Origin of the sequence: Paenibacillus pinihumi DSM 23905 = JCM 16419 (genome assembly GCF_000422505.1) — a bacterium.
In the GTDB taxonomy this organism is placed as follows: Bacteria; Bacillota; Bacilli; order Paenibacillales; family Paenibacillaceae; genus Paenibacillus_D; species Paenibacillus_D pinihumi.
Genome location: NZ_AULX01000024.1, coordinates 1 through 13,744, shown reverse-complemented (window position 1 = coordinate 13,744; position 13,744 = coordinate 1). Strand labels below are relative to the sequence as shown.

The 13,744-nt window shown below is 48.1% G+C and carries 15 protein-coding genes; 2 read left to right on the top strand and 13 right to left on the bottom strand.

The annotated features are described in order from the left end of the window. Positions 1-14: 14 nt before the first annotated feature. The 6 genes from zwf to cyoE all read right to left on the bottom strand — a co-directional run bounded on the left by zwf (position 15) and on the right by cyoE (position 5,458). On the bottom strand, positions 15-1,529 hold the full coding sequence (zwf, locus tag H583_RS0107640; RefSeq protein ID WP_028559952.1) for a glucose-6-phosphate dehydrogenase: 1,515 nt from the start codon (positions 1,527-1,529) through the stop codon (positions 15-17). A 106-nt stretch (positions 1,530-1,635) separates the two neighbouring features. After that, a complete protein-coding gene (locus H583_RS0107635) occupies positions 1,636-2,214 on the bottom strand; it encodes a peroxiredoxin (protein ID WP_036708838.1) in 579 nt (192 codons plus the stop codon). Positions 2,215-2,231: 17 nt separating this feature from the next. Further along, entirely contained in the window at positions 2,232-2,477 is a 246-nt protein-coding gene (locus tag H583_RS0107630) for a glutaredoxin family protein (RefSeq protein WP_028559950.1), read from the bottom strand. A gap of 60 nt (positions 2,478-2,537) precedes the next feature. Next, positions 2,538-3,482, bottom strand: a complete 945-nt coding sequence (gene trxB / locus H583_RS0107625; protein WP_028559949.1) for a thioredoxin-disulfide reductase — start codon at positions 3,480-3,482, stop codon at positions 2,538-2,540. Positions 3,483-3,621: 139 nt separating this feature from the next. Continuing rightward, positions 3,622-4,350: a winged helix-turn-helix domain-containing protein gene (locus tag H583_RS0107620; RefSeq protein WP_028559948.1), complete on the bottom strand. Its 729-nt coding sequence runs from the start codon at positions 4,348-4,350 to the stop codon at positions 3,622-3,624. A 193-nt stretch (positions 4,351-4,543) separates the two neighbouring features. Continuing rightward, positions 4,544-5,458: a heme o synthase gene (cyoE, locus tag H583_RS0107615; RefSeq protein WP_028559947.1), complete on the bottom strand. Its 915-nt coding sequence runs from the start codon at positions 5,456-5,458 to the stop codon at positions 4,544-4,546. 261 nt (positions 5,459-5,719) lie between these two features. On the opposite strand from cyoE, the gene H583_RS0107610 reads away from it, so the two are divergent. Together H583_RS0107610 and H583_RS0107605 are read left to right on the top strand one after the other, a co-directional pair. Next, on the top strand, positions 5,720-6,217 hold the full coding sequence (locus tag H583_RS0107610) for a DUF420 domain-containing protein (protein ID WP_081667052.1): 498 nt from the start codon (positions 5,720-5,722) through the stop codon (positions 6,215-6,217). Between the two features lie 312 nt (positions 6,218-6,529). Further along, the gene (locus tag H583_RS0107605; RefSeq protein ID WP_028559945.1) at positions 6,530-7,045 is read left to right on the top strand and encodes an SRPBCC domain-containing protein; all 516 of its coding nucleotides are present in this window, start codon (positions 6,530-6,532) and stop codon (positions 7,043-7,045) included. A gap of 144 nt (positions 7,046-7,189) precedes the next feature. Here the strand turns inward: H583_RS0107605 and H583_RS0107600 are convergent, their stop codons facing one another. The 7 genes from H583_RS0107600 to H583_RS36000 all read right to left on the bottom strand — a co-directional run bounded on the left by H583_RS0107600 (position 7,190) and on the right by H583_RS36000 (position 13,630). Next, complete coding sequence (locus H583_RS0107600; RefSeq protein ID WP_028559944.1) at positions 7,190-8,260, bottom strand: heparan-alpha-glucosaminide N-acetyltransferase domain-containing protein; 1,071 nt, start codon at positions 8,258-8,260, stop codon at positions 7,190-7,192. Between the two features lie 24 nt (positions 8,261-8,284). After that, a complete protein-coding gene (locus tag H583_RS0107595) occupies positions 8,285-8,779 on the bottom strand; it encodes a GNAT family N-acetyltransferase (protein WP_028559943.1) in 495 nt (164 codons plus the stop codon). 5 nt (positions 8,780-8,784) lie between these two features. Continuing rightward, positions 8,785-9,648 (bottom strand): AraC family transcriptional regulator, encoded by an 864-nt coding sequence (locus H583_RS0107590; protein ID WP_028559942.1) that lies wholly within the window; start codon positions 9,646-9,648, stop codon positions 8,785-8,787. A 158-nt stretch (positions 9,649-9,806) separates the two neighbouring features. Next, positions 9,807-10,136 carry a chaperone CsaA gene (gene csaA, locus H583_RS0107585; RefSeq protein ID WP_028559941.1) on the bottom strand — a complete coding sequence of 110 codons (330 nt, stop codon included), beginning with the start codon at positions 10,134-10,136 and terminating at the stop codon, positions 9,807-9,809. Between the two features lie 38 nt (positions 10,137-10,174). Further along, entirely contained in the window at positions 10,175-11,089 is a 915-nt protein-coding gene (locus tag H583_RS0107580; RefSeq protein WP_028559940.1) for a DMT family transporter, read from the bottom strand. Positions 11,090-11,346: 257 nt separating this feature from the next. Continuing rightward, complete coding sequence (locus H583_RS0107575) at positions 11,347-12,057, bottom strand: AraC family transcriptional regulator (protein WP_028559939.1); 711 nt, start codon at positions 12,055-12,057, stop codon at positions 11,347-11,349. 221 nt (positions 12,058-12,278) lie between these two features. Then, positions 12,279-13,630 (bottom strand): IS1182 family transposase gene (locus H583_RS36000; RefSeq protein WP_245585872.1). Its coding sequence is split into 2 segments (ribosomal slippage): positions 12,279-13,063 and positions 13,063-13,630, totalling 1,353 coding nucleotides; the frame shifts between segments, so codons are not numbered across the junction. Positions 13,631-13,744: the final 114 nt, after the last annotated feature.

The window sequence follows — 13,744 nt, the reverse complement described above, 5'->3', positions numbered from 1 at the left end:
TTTCCAATTGTGAATCAGACATGTGCCTTTTCTCTTATTTTGATATTTGCGGCGGATAACTCGTCATCCCACCATTTGTGTCCATCTTGAGCGAGCAGTTCTTCAGAGGCAGCAGGTCCATAGGAGCCTGATGGATACAGATGAAGCGGAACAGTCCCGGTTTCGTATGCGTCCAGGATGGGCTGCACCCATTCCCACGCAAGCCTAACTTCATCCCAATGCGCAAAGAAGGTGGCATCCCCCAAAATTGCATCAAAGATCAGGTTTTCATACGCCTCCGGCACATTGTCGTGGCGGGATTCGAAGCGGATCTGGATCGGCTCGAACCGGCCCTTGATCAGCGGGTCCTTCGTCTTGGCATGCATCGTAATCCCTTCATCCGGGCTAATATCAAGCACCAGGAGGTTCGGAAGGGACGAGTCCTGTGGATGGTTCAAATGCAGGTTAGGCGGCAGCGGGTCCTTGAATTCAATGACAATCCGGGTCGATTTCTCTTTTAACCTTTTTCCGGTACGAATGTAAAATGGAACACCCTTCCAGAAATAATCATCAATCCATAACCTTGCTGCGATAAAAGTGTCATTTTGTGACTGCTCCGGCACACCATCCTCCCGGTTATAAGCAGGCACAGCCTCTCCTGCAATTTCACCCGCTCTATATTGGCCGCGGACGATGCTGGATGCGAAATTGTTTTGATCCAGGGGACGAAGAGCATCCATGATTTTCCGCTTCTTGAAGCGGACTACCTCTGGCGTGCTCGTCTCAGGCAATTGCATGGCTGTCATCATCAGAAGTTGAAGCATATGGTTCTGAAACATATCCCGGACAGCACCCGAGCGGTCATAATAAGCCGCCCTGGTCTCAACTCCCACAGTCTCATCGGCATAAATCTGCACATTGGAGATATGGCGGTTGGTCCACAGGGCGTGCAGCATCGGATTAGCCTGCTCCAGCACCTCCAGATTTTGCACCATCGGCTTGCCCAGGAAGTGGTCGATACGGTATACCTCATGCTCCTCAAATGACTGGCTGAGCTGATCGTTTAGTTCATGCGCGGATTTTAAATCCCGGCCAAATGGCTTCTCAATAATCAGTCTTCTCCAGCCCTGCGTTTCTCCAAGACCGCTGTCCTTGATCGCCGAAGCGACTGTCTGATACAGCTCAGGCGCAACGGACAGGTAAAACATCCGGTTTTCCGGGATATTTAGCTCCTGCTCCCGCTGCTTCACAAGCTTGAGCAGCGACTGATAATCCTCCGGGTTATTTACATCAAGCACCTGATAACGGAAGGCTTGCAGGAATGAATTCCATGCTGCAGGACCATTTGCAGAATTTCTGGAAAACGTATCGATTGAATCTTTAATTTGGGCATGAAACTGTTCATCCGTCAACGCTCTGCGGCCCAGACCAATGACAGAAAACGACTTTGGCATTTTACGATCGGTAAATAGATTGAACAAGGCCGGGAAAATTTTTCGCTTCGCCAGATCGCCTGTTGCCCCAAAAAGTACAAAGGTGATATTTTCCATTGCAAATTCTCCTTTTATAGCCAAGTATGCCAAGACCGTACCCGGTATATGCGGTACGGCCATTGACAAATGAAGTTTAGACTAGTTTGACGTAGTTGGGATTGAATTATCCGTTGATCAGTTTTTGTCCGGGCTTCCAGTTGGCCGGGCACAAACCACCGGCCTGCAGACCCTGGAGTACGCGAAGCGTCTCGTCTACACTGCGTCCTACATTAATATCGGTGACGACCTGATAACGCAGGATGCCCTCAGGATCGATGATGAACAAGCCGCGGTGGGCTGCGCCTGTAGTGTCATCGAGAATGCCGTACGCATGTGCGACTTCTTTGGTAAAGTCGGAAGCCAGCGGGTACTCAATATTGCCGATTCCGCCCTGCTCCGGTGTTGCCTGTGTCCATGCACGGTGCGTGTACACACTGTCCACCGATGCGCCTACAATTTCACAGTCCAGATCTTTGAATTGCTCATAGCTGTCGCTAAAGGCAATAATTTCAGTCGGACATACGAAGGTGAAGTCGAAAGGCCAGAAGAACAGAACAAGCCATTTGCCTTTGTAGTCTTCAAGGGATACATATTCCTCAAGCGACTCCATATTTTTGGTGGAGAGCAGCTTGAAATCCGGAGCCGGCAAACCGACTTTGGCAAAAGGGTACGGGGTAGCAGCAATAGATTGTTGTTGTGTCATGATGAATCCTCCTCTTATTATGATAATTCTTGAAGTGCTTTATTTAGCTGGGTCTGGTTGAACCCGAGAATTTTCTTGTCGCCAATAACAGTAACCGGAACAGAACGCATGCCTGTGTTCCACAGTTCTTCGGCGTACTTCTCATCCAGATCAATGTTTCTTTCCTCAAATTGCACATTGTTTTCGTTCAAATATTTTTTCACCTGGCCACAATATTGGCAGTGGGTGCTGGAATATACGATAACGTTGGCATTAGCTGACATGTACAAACACTCCTTTAATAAAAAAATTATGGCTCAAAATCGAAATCAAGTTGAATTTGTTTATGAATTAGCGACGACGACCGGTTCAACCGATTCCAAATACCGTTCACAATCGAGTGCCGCCATACATCCGGTACCTGCTGCGCTGATCGCCTGCCGGTAGCGGCTGTCCTGCACATCGCCGCAAGCAAATACGCCAGGAATATTGGTCTCTGTAGTACCAGGAGTTACAACCAGATACCCGAGGTCATCGGTTGTTAACTGCCCGTCCAGGAATTTTGTATTTGGAGTATGACCGATTGCGATGAAGATACCTTCGGCTTCGATTACCTCTTCGGCGCCTGTCTCATTATTTTTAACTTTCAGGCCGGTAACGCCTTGTTCGCCGGACAGCACTTCTTGCGGCGTTGCGTTCAAATTCCAGCTGATTTTCGGATTTGCCTGCGCACGTGCCTGCATGATTTTGGAGGCGCGCAGCTCGCTGCGACGGTTCACAAGCACAACTTCGCTGGCAAAGCGGGTCAGGAAGTTTGCTTCCTCCATCGCCGAATCTCCCCCGCCAACAACAATAATTTTTTTGTTGCGGAAGAAGAAGCCGTCACAAGTCGCACAGGTGCTGACACCACGGCCGACATTTTCTTTTTCACCAGGAATGCCCAGATATTTGGCTGTAGCTCCTGTCGATACGATGACCGATTCAGCTTTCAGCTCTCCATGTCCTTCAACATGCACAGTGAACGGACGCTCCGAGAATTCTACTTTATTGACCCAGCCGGTCATGAATCTTGCCCCGAAACGCTCAGCCTGCTGTCTCATGTTGCTCATCAGCTCCGGACCCATAATGCCGTCCGGGAAGCCCGGGAAGTTCTCGACTTCCGTCGTTGTTGTCAATTGCCCGCCTGGTTCTGCACCTTCAATGACGAGCGGCTCGAGTCCGGCTCTTGCCAAATATATTGCGGAGGTCAATCCTCCGGGACCAGTTCCGATAATGATTGTTTTGTTCATAGCGCTTCTCTCCCATTTTCGTATAGGTGTGTTCCCTTCATCTGTAACCAATTGTACCTTGTTGGCGTTCTTTTCTCATGAACATTAAATGAAGGCAAAATGAAACCTTCATGAAGGAATCATGAAGGTTTAATGAAGATTATTCATCTGATATCCGGTAGCCTACGCCCCGGACGGTTATAATAAATTTCGGATTTTTAAGATCGTCCTCCAGCTTTCGCCGCAGGCTTTTGATATGCACATCGACGGAATTGCTGCCGCCAAAATAGTCGTCGCCCCACAGTTCCTTCATAATATCGTTCCGGGTCAGTGCTGCTCCCCCTACAGAAAGCAGAAGCTTTAACAGATTAAACTCGGTTTTGGTCAGTTCAAGCTTGACCCCGGATTTATGAACGGAGAACCGCTTCAAGTCCATTGTAATATCTTTAAAACGCAGCTGGTCCGCATCCGACCAGGGCAGCGCCTGATTTTGATTAGCCAATTGGTCGATCTTCTCCAGTGCCTCAGGTATCGGACACGGCCACACAAGCACAGCCTGCTCATTGCCGCTCTGCTGCACCTGCTGCTCGTCTCCAACCAGAAGAAGCACCGATCTGAAATTGGACGGCATTTTCATCTGCTCTACGGCCACCGCCTTGGACTGGTCAATCACTAATAAATCGCTCTGAATCGTTGCCAATACCGGATCGTTCTCATGATGAAATACCATGACATCATAACAACGAATTGTAAGTGCCATTACCAGCGACCGGATTAGCGCCGGGAACGGGCTAATGATGACAATCCGTCTTGTCGTTTCACAAAATGCGCCTTCTTCAAAGCCACCTGCATCGTCTATGAGTTGCCCTCTGTCATTAAAACCTTGCACGCGGCATGCCTCCTCTTTACATTCCTTATCCTTCTATTAAAGCAGTAAACGATAAGCTTTGGCAACCGTATTCGCATCATAGAGTTCATCCATTAAATTGCACCCTCAGCCGAGGTTTATACAAAAGACAAAAGAACCCCTCATGGGTACTCGACAGTGCCGAAGTACGTCACGAAGGGGTTAGCGGTGTTATTTACAAAAATGATCCGATAATCGAGTACAAAATAATCACCGAAAACAGCACGGTCACATGGTTAAGCGAAAAAATGAACAAGCTCGTCGCCCATTTCTCGGGCTGCATCCGTCTGTAGCCGACAATGCTCATTACAAGCCATGCAATGCTCAGGATCAAAGCAATGACTACAACCCAGACGCTTAAAGACATGAACAGAAAGCTTGAGGCGATCAGTGCAACCAGGTAGACGTTCGTCTGCAAATAAGTACGCCTGAAGCCTTTGACTACCGGCAGCATCGGGATTCCTGCGGCCTTGTATTCATCATGCCTGCGAATGGCAATCGCGTAGAAATGCGGCATCTGCCAGAGCAGCATGACTACAAACAGTCCAAGTGCTCCCATATTAAAATCGGATGTAATGGCTGCCCAGCCAATCAGTGGCGGCATCGCTCCGCTCAAGCTTCCGATTTCCGTGTTGTAGATTGTGTGGCGCTTGGACCACATTGTATACGCGACTGAATAAGCGAACAGTCCCAAAAAACCGAACAATGCAGCCAGCGGAGAAGCCAGCCAAAGCAAGGCCAGACCAAGAACGGACATGCCTCCTCCAAGCCATAGCGCCTGTGCCAGTGTAATAGCTCCGGTAACCGTTGGCCGGTTTTTGACCCTGTCCATTATCGAGTCAATATCCCGGTCATATATGTTGTTCAGTGTGCCTGCTGCGCCAATGACCAGACTTGATCCCAGAATCGCAAGAATAATCTCTGCAATCTTATCCAGCGGATTAATATGGTTCGTATATAAAGCTACGGACAGCCCGGCGAACATAACAATCAAGTTGGAACGAATAATACCCGTTTTTATCGTTTCCCCAAGTATTTTGGACCATGACTGGGGCTGGTGAGCCAGATTTACGCTCCTCGCTTCACTCATCGTTTTTCTCCATCCTTCCCTGCATCAAACTTGCTTCCATACCAACTTACTATATAATGAAGTATAAAAACATCTTTTTTGCATGATCTTCAAAAATTGTTCGAAAATAAATGAACACTTCATGGATATCACGACATTTTTGAGGCTTTGCAACTGCCCAGGGATTATAATTTCAGAAGCAATGCAATTGAAACGTCACAGGAGGAGAAAGCTTTGTCTCACAATCAGCAATCACTGCCGCGCAAGCGGAATTATAAGCCGATGATCATTATGATTACCATTATTGTAAACGGATTGGTCATCCTTCTTTCCGGGATGCCGGGTTATAAGGATTTCGATGCTTTTGATGTTACCATTTTGCCGCTCTTGAACGCCATATTTAACAGCTTCACCTTCTTATTCCTGGTGGGGGCGCTCATTGCCATCATGAAACGCAATGTCAAGGTGCACCAGCGCTTTATCTATGCCGCACTTACGACGACCGCGCTTTTTTTGGTGACCTATGTCAGCTACCACTTCCTGTCCAGCTCTACGAGCTACGGCGGGACAGGCTTCCTGAAGGGGCTCTATTACTTTATTCTGATTACCCATATTGTTCTGGCTGCGGTAATCGTACCGCTTGTACTGACAACTGTCGCAAGAGCTTGGAATATGGAAAACGAGCGCCACAAAAAAATCGCCCGTTGGACGATGCCATTATGGCTGTACGTCAGTATTACCGGGGTTCTGGTCTACGTTATGATTTCCCCGTACTACTAAAATTAAAAACAAATCCGGGATACGCCGGACAAATATTTTCACTACAGAAATAAACAGGACAATTGGCTAACCGCTCAGCGGTTAGCTTTTTTTATTTCTTAACAGCCTCTTTTGCGGCATGGATATGAGCGGATCACTTTTAAATATTCCTTTACAGGAATATTCCCGATATGGTATATTTTCATTACAGAAATGAGAACCTGTCCGGCAATTGAAAGACAGGCCCTGGGAACAGGTCTGTTATTCAAGGTCTGGTCAATAATAAGAAGATGCGATTTCTTTCATATGATGAACATTCAGGAGGCATGTCAGATGGCAAACAAAATGACGTTTACGGTTGATGGTTCAGTACTGATTATGGAGAGGGAGTTCAAGGCTCCGCGGGAGCTTGTATTTGAAGCTCATTCTACAGCAGAACATCTAAGTGCCTGGTGGGGGCCACGAGGGTGGACATTATCCGCTTGTACGGTAGATTTCCGCCCCGGCGGCATCTGGCACTACTGTATGAAATGCATCGACAAAAACCAGGGAGACTTCTTTGGCTTCGAATCATGGGGCAAGGCCGTCTATAAGGAAATTGTCACTTCGGAAAAAATCGTCTATACGGATTATTTCTCCGATGCGGGAGGCAATGAAGCCGAGGGGATGCCTGCCTCAGAGATCGCCGTAACTTTTGAACAGCTTGAAGGCAACCGGACAAGGATGGTGAGCCGTGCAAGGTATGAGTCCGAGGAAGCGCTCAAAAAAGTCGTCGAGATGGGTATGGAGCAAGGAATCAGCGAAACTTCCGACCGTCTGGAAGAGTATCTGGAATCGCAAAGCAAATAGTATTCTCTTATCACCTATTAAGTCTGCGATCAGACACAGACATGGAACCGCCCCGTACAAGCATCTGCTTTGATTATACAGCGGATGCCTTTGTATGGGGCGGTTTTTATTGAATGTTATAACCTTTTTGATGCCCTCTATCCTTTAGCTTCGTTTCCGCTTCTTCACCTGCACATACAGATGAGCCGAATAATGAGAGAGCGTATAGGTCAAAATGGTTAACAGTATCGTATTTACTAGTCCCAGAGCCGGATAAATCAGAAGCGTGCAAATTCCGATCAGCAGGAAATGAAGGATATAGATTTCCGTGGTCAGGGCGCTGGCGCTCCTCAGGAAAGCCCATACCAGCCCGTTGACATGGCGGGAAGCAAAGTAAATACTGCTGATCCAGAATAATATAAAAAGGATGTACACGACATTAATGATCAGGGTGTGGTGATAGTAGTCAGCTTCCGATTCGTATCCGGTAGGCCAGTGGAGCAGGATAACGAACATATAATAGAACAAAAGCAAAACCGAGGCACTGCCAAAAATCCGTTTATAAAATTGTGGCTTGTCAGCCGTCCGGATCAGGCAGTACCCGAATAGAAAGCCGGCTATCGGATAGGCCACCCATGTGAAAAACGGGAAATAGGAAAGCCCGTTGCCGAACCATAGGGCAATAAATGGCGCTGTCAGTGCCGTTCCTGCTTCCGAGAAGTACGGGGCGAGCCATAAATTCACGATTGCAAACAATACGCAAGCAGCCGCATATTGCAGAGCGGAAAATTTAAACCTGACAGTCACTGCAAAAAAGAGCATAGTCAATCCGGCAAACTGCAAAATATCAATATAAAAGAAATTCTCATACCCGGTGCTGCGGAAACTCTCAACATGACCGGGTTCCATCCACAGCGTCGTCCATGCCGGAATAACCGATCGAAGCAGATTTAATGCGTATCCTCCGGCAAACAGCAACAAGCCACGCTTGGCCAGAAGCAAAGGGGTGCTTTTCCGGGAATAGACCACGCCGACCCCAAGCAAAAACATAAATACCGGAGCCGCAGGCACACCCCCCAGCCATTGAACAATCATCCCGTAAATGGATTCCATTTGTGTATAGTAATTGCCGAATTCCAGCAGAATGTGTACGAGTACCATAAAAATAACGGCCAGCCCTCTGGCGATATCCAATTCCTTTTGACGGCCTTCATTATTCATCATTTGAGCCTGCAACGTATCGTCTTCCCTCCTTAATGATTACAGCACTCTTTTGCGGTACATCAAATGGTAGCCGTCTTTCGGTTCAATCCGGGTCACATGAAAATGATTGCGGTCATATAAAATTTGCGCCTTCGCTTCCCTTGCATGATTGGAAGTGTACAGGCATAGATTCGCTTTCCCGCGCTCCCGCGCTTTTTCAATCACATGCTCCAGCAGCCGGATGCCCACCTTTTGCCCGCGATATTGCTCATCCACACAATACCAGCCGACCCAGTCATTCTGCTGATAGTCCTCCTCCATTTCGTACAATCCAATAATCCCCAGCACATCTTCCCCATTCACTGCAATGTAATATTGAAAGGAACGGATACTTGCATCAACAACAGCCTGATACTTCCTGAGCATCCCCGGGTCAAGGCTTGCCTCCAGCTCCCGTGCCGGAAAAACCTCTTCCTCTTCATCGCTGAAAACAGCATTTACCAGTCTGCTTGCCTTGCTTGCATATTGCCTGTTTAATTCCATGATCTTCATCGGTCTCATTCCTCATCATCAGTATTCACGGGAAACCATATTTCCGGCGATGCCGGCTCAGCTTCCGGAAAATACTCAATTTCCGGAAGCATGGAAATGGAACAATTAGAGATCAAAAGCCATTCCGACAGTACACGATGGCGGATTTCCCTGAAGTGTGCATCCGTCTCCCCATGAACCTTGAATTTGGCCCAGCTCCGCGACGGCAAGCGTATCTGTTCATACCCGGCTATGAACGATGGGCTGCTGTCCGTCAAGACGCCGATTCCGTACTTGAAGCGGTCTTCTTCTCCGGGAAGGCTAAGCCCCACGAATGCATCTGCTGCAAATCGTTCTTCCAGATAAGCCAATGAGCCATTCATCGTCTCCTCCTGCCAGAACTCTTTGATAACTTCTACATATTGAGCGGCCTCATTGGGTACCGTCTTAATCTTTCCGACAAAATATAAAAAGGAATGCGCTTCTTTTTTTACTGTCAGAGGGGCACTCGTCTCCATACTGAATTTGATATGCTTCGGCCCGAAGTATTGAATCTCACCGTCACCGTGATCACTGCGGACTTCCTTGGGAGATTTGCCGTGAAATCTTTTGAAAGCCTTGGAAAAAGCCTCCGGGGTCTCATAGCCCGTACTCAAGGCCGTCTCCAAAATAGACGGGACACCGCTCTGCAAGGAAATGGCAGCGTTGCTCAGCCTTCTGTTGCGGATATATTCGCCGATGGTATAGCCGGTTAAAATCTGAAAGGTTTTCTGCAAGTCCGATACATTGGTATAATATTTTCCGGCCAGAAATTCGGGCGTTAATGCCTTGCTGTACAGGTGCTCTTCAATTTCAAGCAAAATATCGGAGATGATTTTAATCTGTTCCATTTTTTGATTCCCCTTGTCGCTACTTATTATAATGAACGCTGCCGAAAAAGACCTGTCCGATTCCATGGCATTTTGTCCGTTGTTTGCCTAAGTATTAGCATACAAAAAAAGCCCGTTCATTACACGAAGCAATGATACGGGCTTTTGATATCCATCATCTATGCAATTGGCGTCCCGTCCGCCAGCGGCGTATCCGGACTGAGCAGCACGACATCGCCCTCCTCCGGAACTCCGCCGAGCACCAGCACCTCGGATTTAAAACCGGCGATTCGCCTCACGGGGAAATTGACCACGGCTACGATTTGGCGGCCAATCAACTGCCCGGCTTCATACCGCCGCGTAAGCTGTGCCGAGGACTGCTTGATGCCGAGCGGGCCAAAATCGATTTTCAGCTTGATCGCCGGCTTTCGTGCTTCCGGAAAAGGTTCAGCCTCCAGAATCGTTCCAATTCGCATATCCAGCTTCAAAAAATCTTCAATCTCTGCCATAAATAATTCCTCCTCATTGGGTACTGTCCTGTCAGGCTCTATTTTCCCGGGAATGAGCGGTCGCGGAAGCGAACCTGAAACTGTCTGAGCGGATGAATATGGATATTGCCCGACAGAAGCAATCCCGTCACTACAAACAGTGTGGCCACGATATCAAAGACCGTAATCGTCTCGTTCAAAAAGACGGCGGCCAGCAGGTAACCGAAAATCGGGGTCATGAACAGCCAGTTGTTGGCCTTGACCGCATCCCGCTTGAGCAAATAGAACCACAGCAGCATCGTACCGATGGAAATGACGAATATGAGCCAAATGAGCGAGCCGACAAGATAGCGGTCTACATGCATGAAAAATGTATCTTTCTCCAACATGTAGGCAACAGGAATGGACACAATACCGCCTATCAATAGCTGCCATGTATTAATGACAATGCCGGGAAGCTGCAAATTCACCTTTTTAAAGTACACGCTCCCCAGCGCCATCGCCGCCATGCCCAATCCCAGCACGATGAACCCGCTAACCTTCCCTTCTGCGCCTGCAAGCGAGGGCCATGTTGCAATCAATAGCCCTGCTGCTGCCACCGCCATTCCCGCCCATTCCTGAACAGAGATCCGGCGTTTCAGCCAGATATACGACAGAAAAGCGACGAGAAAAGGATTCGTAGTAACAAATAAATTAAATAATCCTGCCGACACATATTTGAGCGCCCAAAGTGTTGCGCCAATATAAATCGTTGTGTTCAAAAGTCCCAATACAAGAAGCGGTCCCCAATCCCCGCGCTTGGGCAACGGGTATTTGCGGCTGATGCCGTAGACAAAAATCAGCAGCAATGACCCTGCAATCATAAATCGGATTGTCGCCAGAACAAGCGGCGTCGTGGAATGCAGGCCGAATTTGATCGCGATGGCTGCAGATGACCATAAAAGTGTGAATAACAAACCTAAAACCGTTTCCATGATGTGCTCCTTTTCATGCAGATACAAGTGTAAGCGGCTGGACCGTTGTTGGTTGTACAGCGGCATTTCACGTAAAAAATAACCGTGTCTACGTCCAGCACAGTTATTTTGGATTTTCCCAACCCACAATGAATCGGGTCTATATTTAATTGTATCTGCATGAAGGAAACGGTTTTGACTGATTGCCGGAAATTTTTTACCGGATGTCGTAAGGTTAAATGAATGGACAGCGGAATGCTTCCGATTGCTGCACTCAGCTAGCCGGCCGCATGCATTTTACGAAATTGGCTTGGCGTAACCCGCTCATACTGCTGGAACAAGCGGGTCAAGGATGATTGATGCTCCAGACCGACCTGAATTGCAATGTTGAGTATCGATAAATTCGTGTTCCGCAGCAGCTCCTTCGCTTTATTCAAACGCACTTCCTGAATATAGGACGACGGTGTCTTCCCCGTCTCCTTCAAGAACCAGTCGGAATAATAAGAGCGGTTGTAATGCTCCATCTCGGCAAGCTTCTGCACCGTCAGTTGCTCATCGTAATGCTCATGAATATACCGGATTGATCTGGGCTGCTGTTCCTGGAACAGGCAATGCGATATATACGGAAACAGCTCCTTCAAGGCTGGCTCAGGCCGGTCGTCCATCTCGTTGAGAATCAGATAGCGGATGCCCTTCCACTGATTGTTCAGCGGGCAGGATATCCCTGTGTCCTGGGTGTCGCCCGCAGATAACATAAAATGCGGGATATCCAGCACCAGAAATTCGTTGCGTACAATGGAATGATACGTATGCTCGCAGGCTGGCGGCACATAAAACAAGGTGTCCTTCAGCATCAGGCTCTGCGGCCCCGCCTTGATCGCCAGCTCGCCCTGAAGCGGAATAATGAGTTGTCCATAACCATGGGCATGGGTATTCTTGGTTGCCGTATAGGTTCGCCGTTCGGCGATAATGTCTCTGAATGTCTCCATGTCATCTTGCTCCCCTGATAATCTCTCTACCCATCATAACAAATTATGCGGCAGCTTGAAACTGGCTTGTCTTCAAAAGATGCTGCTGATGCCCTGGCACAAAAAGGAGCCGCTCCAATGAGCGGCCCAGAGTGTCGAGAAACCCACGTTTTTTCTAAAACGTTGGGTTTCTCTTTTGTTTTATGAGCGTTCGCGTAGCGAACGAGAGGGGGATAACCCTCTCATCCTCTCTTCTCAAGATGAAGGGCGATCTTCTTCATGTTCTGAACGGCAGCGGTCATCAACGCTTGTTCCATAACGTTGCCCAACCCCCGCAACCGGCAATAGCGAAACCCGTGGAGCTGTTTAGCATCCGCGAAGCTTCGCTCAATCGTTTCTTTTCGTTTTCGGTACAGCCGTTTCCCCGACTTGCTCAGCCGGTTTAGACGCACGTGTTCCTTACTGTCCTCCCAGATATGCCGTGTGACGATCTTTCGTTTGGTTTGAGATCGTGTACATGTGGCTAACAGGGGGCAAGATGCACATTGCTTGGGATCCGAAGCATAGTGGCGGTAACCCTGGCGGTCTGTCGTTCGGTAGGGCAACACTTGTTGTGCTGGGCATACATACACATTCCGCGTTCCATCATAGGTGAATTTCCACTTGGGAAACAACCCTTTTGTGGGGTGAAATCTGCGGTGCGCAATCACACCAAAAATATTTCGTTCCTCAAGTCCTTTGCAAATCGGAGTGGTCATATAGCCGGAATCCAGTGCGACGGCTTCTACCTGAAACCCAAATTGGTGACGCTGACGATCTAATCGCGAGAGGTACGGCACGGAATCATGCACATTTCCGGGGGTCACGAAAACATCCGTGATGAGGTTGTACTTCACATCGACCGTACGGTGATCCAAGTAAAAGAATCCTTCCGGCTTCCCTTCACGGTACATATAGCCGCTATCAGGGTCTGTTGTACTGACCTTCACTTCCTTGTCTTCGTTCACCTCCTCCCGTGGTTTTAGGGCTTTTTTCCTTGTGTTTTTCGTTCACTTTCCACCGCTGCATTCAGCTCATCGAGGTAGTCTCGCGCGTTTTGTTGTACCTGAGCTTTGGTAAACTTGTGTTTATTCGCACTAGCTTTGACATGAGTAGAGTCCGAAATAAGCACGCGGCCGCCAACCATACGATGAGAGATGGCTTGCAGCACAATTTCATCGAAGATATCTTGAAATACAGTCGTGTCTTTGAAACGAGTCCGGCGATTCCAGCTAATTGTCGTGTGATCGGGTACACGATCGGTGAGTCCTAGCCCAAGAAACCAGCGGTATGCCACATTCGTTTGAACCTCACGTTCCAGTTGGCGCTCGGAACGTATGCCATAAAAATAACCCAGGAAAATCATCTTGAAGAGAACGAGCGGATCGATAGCAGGGCGGCCATTATCTTGGGAGTAGAGGTGGCGTACCTTTTCGTCTATAAAAGAAAAATCAATATACCGATCGATCTTACGCAACATATGATCAGCGGGCACCAAATCTTCAATGGAAACCAGTTCAAAGTTCTGTTGTTTATCTCGATTAGACCTCAGCATACAAGAACACCATCCGTTCATAATTGGTTACTATTAGTATATAGTATTAACGCGGTGTCGTGTTAAACATTTTGGATATAAGAAAGGCTGTCGAGACTTTCTCGACAGCCTGAG

Bases quoted from the DNA above. Each gene is read 5' to 3' on its own strand.
- H583_RS0107605 (WP_028559945.1), top strand. From the start codon at position 6,530: ATGGCAAACAAAATGACGTTTACGGTTGATGGTTCAGTACTGATTATG.
- zwf (WP_028559952.1), bottom strand. From the start codon at position 1,529: ATGGAAAATATCACCTTTGTACTTTTTGGGGCAACAGGCGATCTGGCG.
- H583_RS0107635 (WP_036708838.1), bottom strand. From the start codon at position 2,214: ATGACACAACAACAATCTATTGCTGCTACCCCGTACCCTTTTGCCAAA.
- H583_RS0107590 (WP_028559942.1), bottom strand. From the start codon at position 9,648: ATGGAACAGATTAAAATCATCTCCGATATTTTGCTTGAAATTGAAGAG.
- csaA (WP_028559941.1), bottom strand. From the start codon at position 10,136: ATGGCAGAGATTGAAGATTTTTTGAAGCTGGATATGCGAATTGGAACG.
- H583_RS0107595 (WP_028559943.1), bottom strand. From the start codon at position 8,779: ATGAAGATCATGGAATTAAACAGGCAATATGCAAGCAAGGCAAGCAGA.
- H583_RS0107580 (WP_028559940.1), bottom strand. From the start codon at position 11,089: ATGGAAACGGTTTTAGGTTTGTTATTCACACTTTTATGGTCATCTGCA.
- cyoE (WP_028559947.1), bottom strand. From the start codon at position 5,458: ATGAGTGAAGCGAGGAGCGTAAATCTGGCTCACCAGCCCCAGTCATGG.
- trxB (WP_028559949.1), bottom strand. From the start codon at position 3,482: ATGAACAAAACAATCATTATCGGAACTGGTCCCGGAGGATTGACCTCC.
- H583_RS0107610 (WP_081667052.1), top strand. From the start codon at position 5,720: ATGATCATTATGATTACCATTATTGTAAACGGATTGGTCATCCTTCTT.
- H583_RS0107630 (WP_028559950.1), bottom strand. From the start codon at position 2,477: ATGTCAGCTAATGCCAACGTTATCGTATATTCCAGCACCCACTGCCAA.
- H583_RS0107575 (WP_028559939.1), bottom strand. From the start codon at position 12,057: ATGGAGACATTCAGAGACATTATCGCCGAACGGCGAACCTATACGGCA.